We start from the raw sequence: 16238 nt of genomic DNA, 5'->3' as shown, positions 1-16238 counted from the left end.
ATGCAGAACACGCCCCAGATCGTGGTCGCCCGCGAGGCCGGCGCCTGCTATGGCGTGAACCGCGCGCTCGACCTCGTGCGCGAGGCCGCCGAGGGCGAGGGCGGGCCGATCCACACGCTCGGGCCGCTGATCCACAACCCGACCGTCGTCGCCGAGCTCGAGTCGAAGGGCGTCGGCGTCGTCGAGTCGCCCGAGGAGGTCTCGGGCGGCACCATCGTGCTCAGGACGCACGGCGTTCCTCCCGCGGAGGAGAAGAGCGCCCGCGAGGCGGCGGACCGCGTGCTTGATGCGACCTGCCCGTTCGTGCTGCGCGCCCACAAGGCGGCCGAGCGCCTGGACGCCGAGGGCTACCAGGTCATCGTGTTCGGCGAGGCGGGGCACCCCGAGGTGCTCGGCACGCTCGGCCACGCCAGGGAGCCGCTCGTGATCGAGGACCCCTCGCAGCTCGAGGGCGTCGAGGTCGGCCGCAAGGTGGGCGTCGTCGTCCAGACCACGCAGTCCCGCGCCAGGCTTCGAGAGCTGGTGTGCGCCCTTCTCGGCCGCGCCGACGAGGTGCGCGTGATCGACACCATCTGCGAGGCGACGTCGCTGAGGCAGGCCGCGGCGGCGGAGCTCGCGGGCCGCGCCGACGTGATGGTCGTCATTGGCGGGCGCAACTCCGCCAACACCTGCCGTCTCGCGCAGATCTGCGGCGAGTCGTGCGCGCGCGTGCACCACATCGAGGTTGCCGGCGAGCTCGAGGCGTCGAACTTCGAGGGCGCTGAGACCATCGGCGTGACCGCGGGCGCCTCGACGCCGCAGGCGCAGATCGACGAGGTGTGCGAGAGGATCTGCGAGCTCTCGGGCGGCGAGCTTGCCCCGGAGGGGGAGAGGTAGTGGACGCCGGCCTGGCATACGACGGCAGCACCCGCTCCGACTATGCCTCGACCAAGCCCCAGGCGGACGCCGCCTGGATCAAGTCGGTCGAGGAGGGGAGTCCCGCCTGGGAGGCGGGACTCGAGCCGGGCATGAGGGTCGATAGCGTGAACGGTCATGCTCTTCTCGACATCATCGACTGGCGCTGGGAGGCGTCTGACGACGTCGCCGAGCTCGAGGTCTTTGTGCCCGAGGGCATCGGCGAGGAGTCGGGCGCGTTTCTGTGCACGCTCGAGCGCGAGGCCGGCCAGGACTGGGGCGTCGAGTTTACCGACGTGCTGTTCGACGGCATCCGCACCTGCGTCAACGCGTGCCAGTTCTGCTTCATGCGCATGCTTCCCGACGACGCGCGCGCCTCGCTGATGCTGCGTGACGACGACTACCGCCTCTCGTTCATGCAGGGCAACTTCGTCACGCTCACCAACGTGAGCGACGAGGACCTGCAGAGGATCATCGACTGCAGGCTCGAGCCCATGAACGTCTCGATCCACGCGGTCTCGCCCGACGTGCGCCGCGGCCTGATCGGCCGTCACGCGCAGCGCGGCATCGACGTGCTCGAGGCGCTCTGCGACGCCGGCCTCGAGGTGCACGGCCAGATCGTGCTCTGCGCCGGCATCAACGACGGCGACGAGCTCACGCGCACGCTCGACTGGGTTGAGGCCAGGCCCAACATCACGTCGCTCGCGATCGTGCCCATGGGCTACACCAAGTACTCGAGGCAGTTCTCGCACTCGTTCTCCGAGGACGTCGAGGCGTCGCGCGAGGTCGTGCGGATCATCGAGCCCTACCAGCGCCGCGCCCGCGAGACCCTGGGCATCACGCGCTTCCAGCTCTCCGACGAGTTCTACGTCGACGCCGAGCTGCCGGTGCCCGCCGCCGAGACCTACGACGGGTACCCGCAGTTCTACGACGGCATCGGCATGCTCAGGAGCTTTTTGGACGAGGCCGCGGACCTCTGCGCCGCCGAAGGCGACCGACTGGTCGCGCTCGCCCGTTGCCTCCAGACAGAGAGCGCTGCCGCCGGCGCGTCCGGCCCCGCCGTGCTCTGCGTCTGCGGCGAGGCCGCGCTCGACGTGTTCGACGCCTACTTCGCCATGTGGGCGCAGGTCTGCGAGAGGGGCGGCGCCGAGCCGTGCGCCGAGGCGCGGGCCATCCGCAACGACTACTACGGCGGCGACGTCAACGTCACGGGCCTGATCGTCTCGTGCGACCTTCTCGCCCAGCTGCCTGAGGACCTCACCGGCCGCGTCGTCGTGCTGCCCGAGGTCATGTTCAACTTCGACAAGATGACGCTGGACGGCGACACGCAGGAGCACATCCTCTCCGAGCTCGCCTCGCGCGGCGCGCGCTGCGTCGTCTGCACGCCGTCGCCGCGCTCGATCGCAGACGCGCTCGAGGGTCGCGACGAGGAGTGCTGCGAGTAGATCGTGCAGCTCAAAATGCCGTTGAGGGCGTGAGCTGCAGTGCAAATGTGAATCGAGGGCGTGAGCTCATCGCGCCCTCGAACCTATTTTGCGCTGACGGTCACGCCCTCAACTCACATCTGCGCTGCAAGGCATCAAAAACTCACGCCCTCGAAGCCATTTTGCGCTGCAGACGCCAAAAAACTCGCGCCCTCAAGGCCATTCTGCGCTGACGGCCTCTGACACTCGCGCCCTCGAGGTCGTTCTGCGCTGCAGATTCACGCCCTCGACGTGGTTTTGCGCTGCAGGCTAGGTGATGGCGCCAGCTTGCGTGCATTTCTTGCGCCTACGGGCTTTTCGCGTGGTAGCAGGCGCCAAATGGCTAGACTAGATTCTGTATGCCTAACAGAGCTGGGAGTCTTATGTCTAAGCCAATCGTCGCCGTGGTCGGTCGCCCCAACGTGGGCAAGTCGACCCTGGTCAACCGCCTTGCGGTCAAGCGAGACGCGATTGTCCACGAGTCCCGTGGCGTCACGCGCGACCGCTCGTACCACGACTGCGACTGGAACGGTCGCGAGTTCGTGCTCATCGACACCGGCGGAATCGAGTCCGCCAAGTCCAAGGACGTCTTCGCCCCGCGCATCCGCGAGCAGGCGCTCGCCGCCGCCGACGAGGCGGACGTCATCATCTTCGTCGTCGACGGCACCGTCGGCGTGACCGACGAGGACGAGGAGGTCGCGCGCGTCATCAGGCGCACCAAGAAGCCCGTCTTCCTGGTCGTGAACAAGATCGACGACCCGAGCGCCGAGCTCGAGAGCTGGGCCTACTACTCGCTCGGCGTGGGCGAGCCCAGGCCGCTCTCCGCCGGGCACGGCCACGGCACGGGAGACCTGCTCGACGACGTGGTGGCCGCGTTCCCCGACGAGGAGGACGAGGTCGTCGAGGTCGACGACGGCTCCCTCAACGTCGCCATCATCGGCCGCCCCAACGTGGGCAAGTCGAGCCTCACCAACCGCCTCGCCAAGCGCGAGCGCTCCATCGTCAGCGACGTCTCCGGCACCACGCGCGACGCCGTCGACACCCTCATCGAGTGGAAGGGCAACCGCATCCGCCTCGTCGACACCGCGGGCATGCGCAAGAAGACCCAGGTTCACGAGGACGTCGAGTACTACAGCCTCGTCCGCGGCCTCGGCGCGATGGACCGCGCTGACGTGTGCCTGCTCGTCGTCGACGCGTCCGTGGGCGTGACCGAGCAGGACCAGAAGATCGCCGGCATGGCGATCGACCGCGGCTGCGCCATCGTCATCGTCCTCAACAAGTGGGACCTCATCGACTCCGCCGAGGAGCGCGACCGCGTCGAGGCCTCGCTCGCGCAGCGCATGACGTTCGCGACCTGGGCCCCCTCCGTCAACGTCAGCGCCCTCACCGGCCGCGCCGTCGACAAGGTCCTCGCCGCCGCCGTCGAGGCGTCGCGCACGCACGCGAGCCACATCAAGACCTCGCAGCTCAACAACCTCATCACGCAGATTCGCGAGGGCGGCCACACCGTCACCGACAAGGGTCGCCGCCTCAAGATCCACTACGTCACGCAGACCGGCGAGCGCCCGCCCGCGTTCACCTTCTGGTGCAACGCGCCCGACCTCGTGGACGACAACTACGAGCGCTTCCTCGAGAACCGCCTGCGCGAGACCTTCGACCTGGTCGGAACCCCGATCAGGCTCAAGTTCCGTCGAAAGGACGACTAGTGAGCCTCCCCATCCTCACCGCCATCTGCGCCCTGGGATGCTTCCTCATCTGCGGCATCCCCTCGGGCCTCATCATCGCCCGTGCCTCCTCCGAGCACGTCGACGTCCGCAAGGTCGGCTCGGGCAACATCGGCATGACCAACGTCGCCCGCTCGGCCGGCGCCTCCGCGGCCGCCCTGACGCTGCTCTGCGACGCGGGCAAGGGCGCCGTCGCGATCCTGCTCGCCCGCCTCGTCATCGCCCAGGTCGCCTTCGGCGGCGACTGGTCGCAGACGCTCCCCCAGGCGCAGGGCGGCCTTGCCTCGGCCACGCTCTACGCGAGCTGCGTGCTCGGCCACATCTTCTCGCCCTACCTGCACTTCAAGGGCGGCAAGGGCATCTCGGTGGGTCTCGGCGCCGGCCTCGGCTTCTGCTGGCCTGTCGCCCTCTCCATGCTCGCCGTCTTCGTCGTCCTGGCCATCCCCACGGGCTTCGTCTCGCTCGGCTCGGTCTTCGCCGCGCTCTCGCTCGTCCCGCTCGCGCTGCTCTTCGGCGTGCGCGGCCTCGCGCTTGTCCCGCTCGCCGTGATCTCGCTCACGGTCGTGTGGGCGCACCGCGAGAACGTCCGCAAGCTCCTGCGCGGAGAGGAGCGCCGCTTCTCCATCCACAAGAAGGGCGACAAGCTCGAGCGTGGCGCCACTGACGCCGACGCCGAGAAGAGCGCGGCCGAGGCTGCCGCCAACGACGGGAAGGACGCCTAGTGCCCTCCGCAGCCACGAACAGCGTCCGCGCGTCGCGCGTTGTCGTCATCGGCTCGGGCTCCTGGGGCACCGCCGCGGCGGGGCTGCTCGCTCGCAACGCCGAGCGCGTCTGCGTCTGGGCCCGCTCGGCCGAGGTCGCGGCCTCCGTCAACGAGCGCCACGTGAACTGCCGCCACCTCAGCGACTACGAGCTGCCCGCCAACGTCGTCGCGACCGACGACCTCGCGCGCGCCTGCGAGGGTGCCGACGCCGTCGTCGTGGCCGTCCCGTCGTCCTACCTGCGCGACACCGTGCGTGCCATGGCGGGCCACGTCGCCGGCGACACGCCGGTCGTCGTGCTCACCAAGGGCATCGAGCCGGGCTCGCACCAGCTCATGGCCGACGTCGTGGCCGACGAGCTCGGCAATCCGGGGCGCGTGGCCGCCCTCAGCGGCCCCAACCACGCCGAGGAGATCTGCCGCGGCATGTTCTCCGCCGCGGTCATCGCGGCGCGCGACATCGACCTCGCCCGCAGGCTGCAGGCGCTCTTCCACAGCGACGACTTCCGCACCTACGCCTCCGACGACCTCGCGGGCGTCGAGGTCTGCGCGGCCGTCAAGAACGTCATCGCCATCGCCTGCGGCATCGCGGCGGGCTTCGGCGCGGGCGACAACGCCCTGGCCGTCATCATGACCCGCGGCCTCGCCGAGATCGGCCGCATCGTCGACGCCACCGGCGGCAACGCCATGACCTGCATGGGCCTCGCCGGCATGGGCGACCTCGTCGCCACCTGCACGAGCGAGCACTCGCGCAACCGCACCTTCGGCGAGTCCTTCGCCGCCGGCGAGTCGCTCGACGCCTACGAGGCCCGCACGGGCATGGTCGTCGAGGGCGCCCGCGCGGCGCTCTCCACCTGGGAGCTCGCGCGCGAGCTCAACATCGAGGCACCCCTCACCGAGGCCGTCCACGCGGTACTCTACGAGGGACGCGCCGTGTCCGACGTCGTGAGCGGCCTCAAGGGCCGCTCGCCGAAGCGGGAGTTCTACGGGCTCTCGTCCGACTGCTAGATAGTTTTGCCTACATGCGCGCGGTCTGCCGACGCGCTGACGAATAGAGAGGACTTTCGCAATGCTCGACCAAGACGTGAAGATCGCACCATCGGTCCTTGCGGCAGATTTCACCAGGCTGGGCGACGAGCTCGAGAGCATCGCCAGCGCCGACCTCGTCCACTTCGACGTGATGGATGGCCACTTCGTGCCCAACCTCAGCTACGGGCCCAAGATCCTCTCTGACGTCAAGCGTGCCACGAGCGTGCCCGTCGACGCCCACCTCATGGTCGCGAACCCCGAGGTCCAGGTGCCCTGGTTCCTCGAGGCCGGCGCCGACATCGTGACCTTCCACATGGAGGCCCAGACCCACGCGCACCGCCTCTGCGGCCTCATCCGCGACGCCGGCGCCAAGGCATCGGTGGCCATCAACCCCGGCACGCCCGTCTCGGCCCTCGACGCCATCATCACCGAGGTCGACATGGTCCTCGTCATGTCGGTCAACCCCGGCTTCGGCGGCCAGTCCTTCATCGACGGCACCCTCGACAAGCTCCGCGAGCTGCGCGCCCTCTGCGAGCGTCGCCACGTCTCGCCGATGGTCGAGGTCGACGGCGGCGTCTCGGCGGCAAACGTCGAGGCCGTGGCCGCCGCCGGCGCGAACGTGATCGTGGCCGGCAGCGGCGTCTTCCGCTGCGACGACCGCGCCGCTGCCATCGACGAGCTGCGCCAGGGCGCCCGCCGCGCGCTCGCAAGGAGGGCCTAGCATGACCTCCCCGAACGCAGCCGCGAACACGAACGCGGGCGAGAAGAGCCTCGTCTACCTCGACTACGCCGCCTCGGCGCCCCTGTCGGAGGCGGCCCTCGAGGCCGAGCGCGCCTACGAGGCGGCGCCCTTTGCGGGCGCCAACCCCAACAGCCTGCACACCCTCGGCCGCCAGGCCGCCCGCGCGCTCGACGGCGCCCGTCGCGACCTCGCGCGCTGCCTGGGCGCGGGATTCCGCCCCTCCGACGTCGTCTTCACCTCGGGCGGCACCGAGTCGAACAACCTCGCGCTCTGGGGCCTCGCCGAGGGCGCGCGCCAGAGGGACCGCAAGCGCACGAGGGTGCTCGTCTCGGCGATCGAGCATGACTCGGCCCTGGACGCCCTGCCCACGCTGCGCGACCGCGGCTTCGACGTCGAGCTCCTGCGTCCCGGCCGCGACGGCGTCGTCTCGCCCGAGACGGTCGAGGCCGCCCTCGACGACACCGTGGCCCTCGTCTCCGTCATGAGCGCCAACAACGAGACCGGCGTCCTGCAGCCCGTCGGCGCCATCGCGCGCCTCGCGCACGCCGCCGGCGCCCTCGTGCACACCGACGCCGCGCAGGCCTTCGCGCGCGTGCCCCTCGAGGTCGACGACTGCGACGCCGTGAGCATCGCGGCGCACAAGATCGGCGGCCCGGTCGGGATCGCCGCGCTCGCCGTGAGGCCGCGCACGCCGCTTCGCCCGCAGAGCTTCGGCGGCGGGCAGGAGCAGGGGAGAAGGGCGGGCACCCAGGACGTCCGCTCGGCCGTGGCCTTCGCGGCCGCCGCGCTCGACGCCTGCGCCCACCTCGAGGAGCGCCGCGAGCGCGTGTCGGCGCTCGCCAACCGCCTCTACGGCCGCCTCTGCGCCGAGGGCACGGGCGTTCTGCCCACCACGACGGCGCGCGTGGACGAGGGGCGCCTGCCGGGCGTCGTGTCGATCATGTGCCCGCGCGTCGACTCCGAGACGCTCGTGCTCGCCCTCGACGCGGCCGGCTTCGAGGTCTCCGCGGCCTCGGCCTGCTCGTCGGGGTCGCTCGACGCGAGCCACGTGCTCACGGCCATGGGCGTCCCTCGCGACCAGGCGCTCGGGTCGCTCAGGGTCTCGTTCGACCACCGCGTCAGCGAGGTTGACCTCGACCGATTCGCCGAGGCTCTTCTCGGCATCGTCGCCGAGAGGGCGCGCTAGCTCGACAGGCGCGCTGGTTCTGAAGGCACACGAGGCGCGCGGGCACGATGCGCGCGCAGACATATGGGTGAGGCGCCCGCGGGCGCAGGATGCAAGAAAGACGTCGGACGACGTTCAGAAAGGTTTGACATGATTGAGTACGAAGCCCTCCTCAGGCTGCAGGACATCGACCTCCAGCTGATGCGTTACAGCCGCCAGCTCAAGGCCATGCCGCAGCAGAAGAAGATCGCCGCCCTCGACGCGGCCAAGCGCAAGCTGGCCGGCCAGCTCACCAAGATCGTGGGCCAGCGCAAGGACGCCGAGATCGACGTGGCCGACTCCGAGGCCGAGCACGCGCACCTGCTCGAGGTGCGCGAGGAGGTCCGCGCGAAGCTGAACGCCAGCGAGACCGGCTACCGCGAGATCTCGAGCTTCGAGGCGCAGCTCACGTCGCTCGCGAAGAAGCTCGAGAAGGTCGAGTTCAGGCACACCGACAAGATGGCCGCGCTCGAGAAGGCCCAGAAGGCCGAGAAGAACGCGCGTGACCTCGAGGCGAAGCTCGACGAGGAGCGCGTGGCCCTCGAGGCGTCCTTCAAGCAGGACTCGGCCGACATCATGGCCGAGGTCAGGAAGCTCGCGGCCGAGCGCAAGCAGGTCGTGGCCGACCTCGACGGGGAGACGCTCGCCGCCTACGAGCGCGCCGCCAAGCGCTTCGACGGCCTGGCCGTGGAGCGCCTGCACGGCAACGTGCCGTCCGTCTGCCGCGTGAAGCTGCAGCCGGGCCTCTACGGCGACCTCAAGAAGGGTCCCTCGATCGCCGAGTGCCCGTACTGCCACCGCATGCTCGTCACCGAGGAGGTCGCCGAGTAATGAACGTCGCCCTCGTCGTCTGCGGCGGGATCGCCGCGTACAAGGCCTGCGAGGTCCTGAGGCTCCTGCAGAAGGCCGGCTGCGACGTGCGCGTCGCCATGACCGAGGACGCCCAGCGCTTCGTCGGCGCCACCACGTTCGAGGCGCTGTCGCACCACGAGGTCGTGACCTCGCTCTACGGCATGCGCGAGTCGAGCGTGCCCCACGTGGACCTGGCCGACTTCGCCGACGCCATCGTCGTCGTGCCCGCCACGGCCAACGTGATCGCCAAGATGCGCGCCGGCATCGCCGACGACGCGGCGAGCACGACGCTCGTGGCGGCGCACTGCCCCGTGCTCGTGGCGCCCGCCATGAACGTGCACATGTGGAAGAGCGCGGCCACGCAGGAGAACGTGCGCACCCTCGCGTCGCGCGGCGTGCGCTTCGTGATGCCCGAGAGCGGCCACCTTGCCTGCGGCTACGTGGGTGAGGGCAAGCTCGCGCAGGTGGAGGACGTCTGCGCGGCGACGCTCGAGGCGCTGGGCGCGGGCGCGCGCGGGCGCGACCTCGAAGGCCGCACCCTCATGGTGACCGCGGGCCCCACGCACGAGGCGATCGACCCCGTGCGCTTCATCGCGAACGCCTCGACCGGCAAGATGGGCTACGCGATCGCCGCGGCGGCGCGGCGCCGCGGGGCGAGGGTGAGGCTCGTCTCGGGCCCCGTCTCGATCGAGGCTCCCGAGGGCGTCGAGCTCGAGCGCGTGGTCTCGGCAGCCGAGATGCATGACGCGGCGATGCGCGCCTTCGAGGGCGCCGACGCCTGCGTGTGCTGCGCGGCCGTCGCCGACTACACGCCGGTCGCGCCCGCCGACCACAAGCTCAAGAAGAGCGCCGAGCACCTCGACTGCATCGAGCTCGTGGAGACCGCCGACATCCTGGCGGACCTCTCCGCCGAGAAGGGCTCGCGCGTCGTGGTCGGGTTCGCGGCGGAGACCGAGGCTCTTCTCGCCCACGCGAAGGCGAAGCTCGAGCGCAAGGGCTGCGACCTGATCGTGGCCAACGACGTGTCGAGGCCGGAGTCGACCTTCGGCGCCGACACCAACCGCGTGGCCCTCGTGAGCGCCGAGGGCGTGGAGCAGCTCGACGTGATGCCGCTCGACGCCGTGGCCGACGAGGTGCTCGACCGCGTGGCCGCGCTGCTTGGGAGTGACGATGAGTAGCGAGACGAGGGGCCTCGCCCTGGGCTGCCACCTGTCGACCGCCAAGGGCTTCGAGGCGATGGGGAGGACCGCGCTCGAGATCGGCGCGACGACCTTCGCGTTCTTCACGCGCAACCCGCGCGGCGGCAACGCCAAGCCGATCGACCCGGACGACGCCGCGGCGCTTCGCGCGCTGACGTCCGAGCACGGCTTCGGAACGCTCGTGGCGCACTCGCCGTACACGATGAACCTCTGCTCGGCCAAGCCCGAGACCGTCGAGTTCGCGCGTCGCGCGTTTGCCGAGGACCTCGAGCGGATGGAGAGCCTGCCGGGCAACTACCTCAACTTCCACCCGGGAAGCCACGTGGGCCAGGGCGCCGACGCCGGCATCGACCTCATCGTCGAGGGGCTCAACCAGGTGCTTCAGCCGGGCCAGTCGACCACGGTGCTGCTCGAGACCATGGCCGGCAAGGGCACCGAGGTCGGCCGCAGCTTCGAGGAGCTCGCGCGTATCATCGACGGCGTCGAGCACGACGAGCTGCTGGGCGTCTGCCTCGACACCTGCCACGTGAGCGACGCCGGCTACGACGTGGCCGCCGACCTCGACGGCGTGCTTGCCGAGTTCGACCGCGTGATCGGCCTCGACCGCCTGAGGGCGCTGCACCTCAACGACTCGAAGAACCCCGTGGGCGCCCACAAGGACCGCCACGAGAGGATCGGCGAGGGCACGCTCGGCGTCGACGCGTTCGCGCGCATCGTGCGCCACCCGCTGCTCTCGACGCTGCCCATGGTGCTCGAGACCCCCAACGAGCTCGACGGCTACGCCCGCGAGATCGCGCTCCTTCGCGAGCTGGCGGAGGGGGAGGCGAGGTAGGGTGGCCATCCTCATCGGCTGCGAGCGCGTCTCGCACGAGTGGCCGGGCAAGCCGGTGCTCGACGACCAGACCATAGGGATCGACGAGGGCGACCGCATCGGCATCGTCGGCACCAACGGCGACGGCAAGTCGACCCTGCTCGAGCTCGTCGCGCACCGCCTGGAGCCCGACTCCGGCAGCGTCACCTGGCGAAACGGCATCCACGTGGGCGTGCTCGCCCAGGAGGACGACCTCGACGACGACGAGACCGTCGCGCACGCCGTGGTGGGCGACGCCCCCGCCTACGAGTGGGCCTCCAACGCGCGTTCGCGCGCCATCGTGGAGGAGCTGCTCGCCGACGTCGACTGGGAGGCCCGCGTGGGCGAGCTCTCCGGCGGGCAGCGCCGCCGCTGCGACCTCGCGCGCGTGCTCATCGGCGACTGGGACGTCCTGCTGATGGACGAGCCGACCAACCACCTCGACATGCACGCCATCTCGTGGCTTGCCGATCACCTCAAGGCTCGCTGGCCGCACGGGACCGGCGCTCTTCTCGTCGTCACCCACGACAGGTGGTTCCTCGACGAGGTGTGCGAGCGGATGTGGGAGGTCCACGACGCGCGCATCGACCCGTTCGAAGGCGGCTACTCCGCCTACGTCCAGCAGCGCGTCGAGCGCGAGCGTCAGGCGGCCGTGATCGAGGAGCGCCGCCAGAACACCCTGCGCAAGGAGCTCAACTGGCTCGCGCACGGCGCCAAGGCCCGCACGTCGAAGCCGAAGTTCCGCGTCGACGCCGCGATGGAACTGCTCGCCGGCGACCCGCCGCTGCGCAACTCGATCGAGCTCAAGCGCATGGCCGTGAGCCGCCTCGGCAAGCAGGTCATCGAGCTCAAGAACGTGAGCTGCGGCTACGACGGCCGCGACGTGCTCTCCGGCGTCGACTGGATCATCGGGCCGGGAGACCGCGTCGGCATCCTCGGCGAGAACGGCGTCGGCAAGTCCACGCTGCTCAAGGTCATGGTCGGCAAGAAGCTCCCCAGCCGCGTCTTCGTCAAGATCGGCAAGTCGGTCAAGTTCGGCATCCTCTCGCAGCACCTGGACCTGCTCTCCGACAAGGACGACTGGCGCGTCTCCGAGCTGCTCGCGACCTTCAAGCGCTACTACGTGATCGACGGGAAGGAGCACACGCCCGAGCAGATGCTCGAGCGGCTCGGCTTCGCCCGCAAGGAGTTCGCGACCTACGTGCGCGACCTCTCGGGCGGCCAGCGCCGTCGCCTGTCGATCCTGTGCGTCCTCATGCAGGAGCCCAACGTGCTCGTGCTCGACGAGCCCGGAAACGACCTCGACACCGACATGCTCGCCGTCCTCGAGGACCTGCTCGACACCTGGCCCGGCACGCTCATCCTCGTGAGCCACGACCGCTACCTCATGGAGCGCGTGACCGACGACCAGTACGCCATCCTGGGCCGCGGCATCCGCCACGTGCCGGGCGGCGTCGACGAGTACCTGCGCCTGCTCTCCCAGGAGGCACACGCCGCCCCCGCCACCGAGAAGAGCGTGGCCGCCGGCCCCAAGGCCGCCTCGGGGGAGCGCGACTCCGCCGACGCCGCGCCCGAGACGCCCGTGCTCACCAACGCCGAGCGCCGCGAGCTCAAGCGCCGCGAGGGCGCCGTCGCCCGAAGGCTCGAACGCCTGCAGGGCCAGCCCGACGAGCTGCGCGCCCAGATGGCCCAGATCGACGCGTCCGACTACGCCGCCCTCATGGAGGCGCAGGAGAAGATCCGCGCCGTGGAGGAGGAGATCGACGCGCTCGAGACCGAGTGGCTCGAGCTGAGCGAGCGCCTGGGCTAGCCGGGCGCACGAGGTGATGTGATGAGAGGGTTTCTCAAGAGGTTCATGGCGCCGTACCGCGTGCGCGTCGCCATCGGCATACTCGCCAAGGGCGTCGAGGTCGTGTTCGACCTGATGACGCCCGTCATCGTCGCGCAGATGATCGACCTCGGCGTCGCCACGCACGACGTCTCGGCCGTGCTCTCGCGTGGCGCCCTGCTCGTCGGCCTCGCCCTCGTGGGCTACGCGTCGACCCTCGTGTGCCAGAAGATGGCCTCCATCGTCGCCCAGGGCGTGGGCACCGACGCCCGCGGCGCCCTCTTCCGCGCGGCGCTCTCGCTTCCGGCCCGCGAGGCCGACCGCTTCGGCGCCCCGACCCTCGTCACGCGCCTCACGAGCGACGTCAACCAGGTGCAGATCGCCGTCGCCCTCACGATCCGCCAGCTCCTGCGCTGGCCGCTCCTGGCCGTGGGCTCGATGGCCGCCGCCTGCCTCATCGACCTCAGGCTCGGCTGCGTCTTCCTCGTCTGCACGCCCGTGATCGCCCTCGTCTTCTGGTTCGTGATGTCGCGCGCCGTGCCGTTCTACCGCGTCGCCCAGTCGCGCCTCGACGACGTCTCCCGCGTCTGCCGCGAGGCCCTCGAGGGCGCCCGCCCCATCCGCGCCTTCGGCCGCGAGCGCCACGAGTCCGAGCGCTTCCGCGCCGCCTCCGACCGGCAGGCCGCCACGACCATCGGCGTCGGCCGCCTCTCGGCCCTGCTCAATCCCGCCACGATCCTCGTCATGAACCTCGGCGCCGTCGCGATACTCTGGTCCGGCGCCGGCGCGGTCGACGCCGGCCGCCTCACGCAGGGCCAGGTCGTCGCCTTCGTCAGCTACATGACCCAGACCCTGCTCTCCATCGTCTACCTCGCGAACCTCGTGGTCGTCTTCACCCGTGGCGCCGCGAGCGCCCAGCGCGTCTGCGAGGTCCTCGACGCCGCTGACGCCGCCAACGCCGCCGAGAAGAGCCTGCGCCTCTCCCGCGCCACCTCCGCCACGCACGAGCCGACCTCGGCCGCACCTCACGCCCCCGCGCCCTCTGCCCTCGCGTCCTGCGCGCTCGCCCTCGACGACGTCACCTTCAGCTTCGGCGGCGAGTCTCCGGCGCTCTCGCACGTCTCGCTCTCGCTCGCGGCCGGCGCCACCCTCGGCGTCATCGGCGGCACGGGCTCGGGCAAGTCCACGCTCGTGCAGCTCGTGAGCCGCCTCTTCGACCCCGACGAGGGCACGGTGTCCGTCCTCGGCCGCGACGTGCGCGACTGGGACCTCTCCGACCTGCGCCGACGCGTCTCGGTCGTGCCGCAGCAGGCCTCGCTCGCGAGCGGCACCATCCGCTCCAACCTCCTCTGGCGCGACGCCGACGCCACGGACGACGAGCTCTGGCACGCCCTCGAGCTCGCCCAGGCCGCCGACTTCGTGCGCGCCAGGCCCGCCGGCCTCGACGAGCCGGTCGCCGCCGGCGGCAGGAACTTCTCCGGCGGCCAGCGCCAGCGCCTCACCATCGCCCGCGCCCTCGTGGGCGACCCCGAGCTGCTCCTGCTCGACGACAGCGCCTCCGCCCTCGACTTCGCCACGGACGCCGCGCTGCGCCGCGCCCTCGGCTCGCTCGCGAACACCACCTGCGTCATTGTCTCCCAACGCGTCTCGGCCGTCCGCGCCGCCGACCTCGTCCTCGTGCTCGACCACGGGCGCATGGCCGGCCTCGGCACCCACGACGAGCTTCTGCGCGACTGCGGGCTCTACCGCGAGATCTGCGACTCCCAGCTCGCGCGAGGGGAGGTGGCCTAGGTGGCGAACCCCTACGCAGGCGGCGGCACTGCCGGGGCCGCCCTCGCGAGTGCCCGTGGCGACATGGGCGACGGCAACGGCGCCCCCCGCGCCGCCGACCTCGACGCCTCCTCCATCACGCTCGGCCGCGTCGTCCGCAGCCTCTGGCGCTACGTACGCCCGCACGCCGTCTCGCTCGTCGCGTCCTTCGTCTGCTCGGCCGCGTCCGTGCTGCTGCAGCTCTACGTGCCGATCCTCATCGGCCAGGCCATCGACTGCATGGTCGCGGCGGGCCGCGTCGACCTCGTCGCGCTCCTGCCCGTCCTGCACCGCCTCGCCGCGGCCGTCGCCGTCGCGGCGGCCTCCCAGTGGGTCGCCGGCTACTGCACCAACCGACTCTCGAGCGAGGCCGTCCGCGACCTGCGCGACGACGCCTTCGACAAGCTCGAGACGCTCCCGCTCTCCTTCGTCGACGCCCACTCCCACGGCGACCTCCTCGCGCGCGTCGTCAGCGACGCCGACCTGGTCGGCGACGGCCTCCTCCAGGGCATGACCCAGCTCTTCGGTGGCGTCGTCCAGATCGCGGGCACCCTCGCCTTCATGGTCTCCCTCTCGCTTCCCGTGGCCCTCGTCGTCGTCGCGCTCACGCCGCTCTCGGCGCTCGCGGCCACGGCCATCGCCCGCAAGGGCGCGAGCTCCTTCGCCGCCCAGCAGGAGATCCAGGGCGAGCTCGCGGGCTTCGCCGAGGAGGTCGTCTCCAACCACCGCCTCGTCGCTCTCTTCGACCACGCCTCGGCAGACGTCGCTGCCTTCGACGAGAAGAACGAGCGCCTCTACGCCAAGGGCGAGCGGGCCCAGTTCATCAGCTCGCTCACCAACCCCTCCACGCGCCTCGTCAACAACTTCGTCTACGCCGCGGTCGCCGTCGTCGGCTGCGCCTGCGTCATCGGCGGCTGGCCCTCCGCGCTCACGGTCGGCCAGGTCCAGAGCTTCCTCTCGTACTCCAACCAGTACATGAAGCCCTTCAACGAGGTCTCGGCCGTCGCAACCCAGCTCTCCGGCGCGCTCGCCTCCGCACGACGCCTGCTGGCCCTGCTCGACGCCGACGACGAGGAGCCCGACGCCGCGGACGCCGTCTCCCTCGACGATCCCGCCGGCGCCCTCGAGCTCGACCATGTCTCCTTCTCCTATGACCCCGCCAAGCCGCTCCTCCGGGACATCTGCCTCTCCATCCGGCCCGGCCAGCGCTTCGCCCTCGTCGGACCCACGGGCTGCGGCAAGACCACCCTCATCAACCTGCTCCTGCGCTTCTACGACGCCGACGCGGGCACCATCTCCGTCGACGGCCACGACGTCCGCGACCTCACGCGCGCGTCCCTGCGCTCGGCCTTCGGCATGGTCCTCCAGGACAGCTGGCTCTTCCGCGGCACCGTGCGCGACAACATCGCCTACGGATCTCCCGGCGCCACCGCAGGCGACGTCGTACGCGCCGCCCGCGAGGCCCGCGCCCACGAGTTCATCACGCAGCTGCCCGACGGCTACGACACCGTGGTGGGGGAGGGCGGCCTCGCGCTCAGCCAGGGCCAGCGCCAGCTCCTCTGCATCGCCCGCGTCATGCTCTGCGACCCCGCGGTGCTCCTCCTCGACGAGGCCACGAGCTCCATCGACACCCGCACCGAGCTCCGCGTCCAGCAGGCCTTCGACCGCATGATGCGCGGCCGCACCTCGCTCGTCGTGGCGCATCGCCTCTCCACCGTGCGCGAGGCCGACTGCATCGTCGTCATGGACGCCGGCCGCGTGGTCGAGAAGGGCACGCACGACGAGCTCCTCGCAAAGGGCGGGGCCTACGCCCGCCTCTACGAGAGCCAGTTCGCCAACTAGACCACAGGCAGGCCCCGATGCCTGCCGCCTTGCCCTGGCGAC

General features: G+C 70.9%; 13 protein-coding genes. All 13 read left to right on the top strand.

Features of this window, described 5'->3' with window-relative positions; all coding sequences use genetic code 11:
• The 13 genes from ispH (at position 1) to M5D76_RS06160 (ending at position 16196) form a co-directional block, all read left to right on the top strand.
• Complete coding sequence (gene ispH / locus M5D76_RS06220) at positions 1-876, top strand: 4-hydroxy-3-methylbut-2-enyl diphosphate reductase (RefSeq protein WP_248922527.1); 876 nt, start codon at positions 1-3, stop codon at positions 874-876.
• On the top strand, positions 876-2339 hold the full coding sequence (locus M5D76_RS06215; protein ID WP_248922526.1) for a DUF512 domain-containing protein: 1464 nt from the start codon (positions 876-878) through the stop codon (positions 2337-2339). Before ispH ends, M5D76_RS06215 begins: the two co-directional genes overlap by 1 nt.
• 401 nt (positions 2340-2740) lie before the next feature.
• On the top strand, positions 2741-4063 hold the full coding sequence (gene der / locus M5D76_RS06210) for a ribosome biogenesis GTPase Der (RefSeq protein ID WP_248922525.1): 1323 nt from the start codon (positions 2741-2743) through the stop codon (positions 4061-4063).
• On the top strand, positions 4063-4803 hold the full coding sequence (locus tag M5D76_RS06205) for a glycerol-3-phosphate acyltransferase (RefSeq protein ID WP_248922524.1): 741 nt from the start codon (positions 4063-4065) through the stop codon (positions 4801-4803). Before der ends, M5D76_RS06205 begins: the two co-directional genes overlap by 1 nt.
• Complete coding sequence (locus tag M5D76_RS06200; RefSeq protein ID WP_248922523.1) at positions 4803-5849, top strand: NAD(P)H-dependent glycerol-3-phosphate dehydrogenase; 1047 nt, start codon at positions 4803-4805, stop codon at positions 5847-5849. Before M5D76_RS06205 ends, M5D76_RS06200 begins: the two co-directional genes overlap by 1 nt.
• A 61-nt stretch (positions 5850-5910) precedes the next feature.
• A complete protein-coding gene (gene rpe, locus M5D76_RS06195) occupies positions 5911-6591 on the top strand; it encodes a ribulose-phosphate 3-epimerase (protein ID WP_248922522.1) in 681 nt (226 codons plus the stop codon).
• Position 6592: 1 nt separating this feature from the next.
• Positions 6593-7798 (top strand): cysteine desulfurase family protein, encoded by a 1206-nt coding sequence (locus tag M5D76_RS06190; protein ID WP_248922521.1) that lies wholly within the window; start codon positions 6593-6595, stop codon positions 7796-7798.
• A 129-nt stretch (positions 7799-7927) separates the two neighbouring features.
• Positions 7928-8647 carry a zinc ribbon domain-containing protein gene (locus tag M5D76_RS06185; RefSeq protein ID WP_248922520.1) on the top strand — a complete coding sequence of 240 codons (720 nt, stop codon included), beginning with the start codon at positions 7928-7930 and terminating at the stop codon, positions 8645-8647.
• Positions 8647-9846, top strand: a complete 1200-nt coding sequence (coaBC, locus tag M5D76_RS06180; protein WP_248922519.1) for a bifunctional phosphopantothenoylcysteine decarboxylase/phosphopantothenate--cysteine ligase CoaBC — start codon at positions 8647-8649, stop codon at positions 9844-9846. Before M5D76_RS06185 ends, coaBC begins: the two co-directional genes overlap by 1 nt.
• Complete coding sequence (locus M5D76_RS06175) at positions 9839-10699, top strand: deoxyribonuclease IV (RefSeq protein WP_248922518.1); 861 nt, start codon at positions 9839-9841, stop codon at positions 10697-10699. Before coaBC ends, M5D76_RS06175 begins: the two co-directional genes overlap by 8 nt.
• A 1-nt stretch (position 10700) precedes the next feature.
• Positions 10701-12527 carry an ABC-F family ATP-binding cassette domain-containing protein gene (locus M5D76_RS06170; RefSeq protein ID WP_248922517.1) on the top strand — a complete coding sequence of 609 codons (1827 nt, stop codon included), beginning with the start codon at positions 10701-10703 and terminating at the stop codon, positions 12525-12527.
• Positions 12528-12548: 21 nt separating this feature from the next.
• Positions 12549-14336, top strand: coding sequence for an ABC transporter ATP-binding protein (locus tag M5D76_RS06165; RefSeq protein ID WP_248922516.1), 1788 nt, complete (start codon positions 12549-12551; stop codon positions 14334-14336).
• Positions 14337-16196, top strand: a complete 1860-nt coding sequence (locus M5D76_RS06160; protein ID WP_248922515.1) for an ABC transporter ATP-binding protein — start codon at positions 14337-14339, stop codon at positions 16194-16196.
• The last annotated feature ends 42 nt before the right edge of the window (positions 16197-16238 follow it).

The organism is Olsenella intestinalis, assembly GCF_023276655.1.
Lineage (GTDB): Bacteria > Actinomycetota > Coriobacteriia > Coriobacteriales > Atopobiaceae > Olsenella_J > Olsenella_J intestinalis.
This window is presented reverse-complemented; position numbering and strand designations above follow the sequence as displayed.

What these genes read in the sequence shown, in the direction of transcription:
- M5D76_RS06165 (WP_248922516.1), top strand. Translation starts at nt 12,549, where the DNA reads ATGAGAGGGTTTCTCAAGAGGTTCATGGCGCCGTACCGCGTGCGCGTC.
- M5D76_RS06190 (WP_248922521.1), top strand. Translation starts at nt 6,593, where the DNA reads ATGACCTCCCCGAACGCAGCCGCGAACACGAACGCGGGCGAGAAGAGC.
- ispH (WP_248922527.1), top strand. Translation starts at nt 1, where the DNA reads ATGCAGAACACGCCCCAGATCGTGGTCGCCCGCGAGGCCGGCGCCTGC.
- M5D76_RS06185 (WP_248922520.1), top strand. Translation starts at nt 7,928, where the DNA reads ATGATTGAGTACGAAGCCCTCCTCAGGCTGCAGGACATCGACCTCCAG.
- der (WP_248922525.1), top strand. Translation starts at nt 2,741, where the DNA reads ATGTCTAAGCCAATCGTCGCCGTGGTCGGTCGCCCCAACGTGGGCAAG.
- coaBC (WP_248922519.1), top strand. Translation starts at nt 8,647, where the DNA reads ATGAACGTCGCCCTCGTCGTCTGCGGCGGGATCGCCGCGTACAAGGCC.
- rpe (WP_248922522.1), top strand. Translation starts at nt 5,911, where the DNA reads ATGCTCGACCAAGACGTGAAGATCGCACCATCGGTCCTTGCGGCAGAT.
- M5D76_RS06175 (WP_248922518.1), top strand. Translation starts at nt 9,839, where the DNA reads ATGAGTAGCGAGACGAGGGGCCTCGCCCTGGGCTGCCACCTGTCGACC.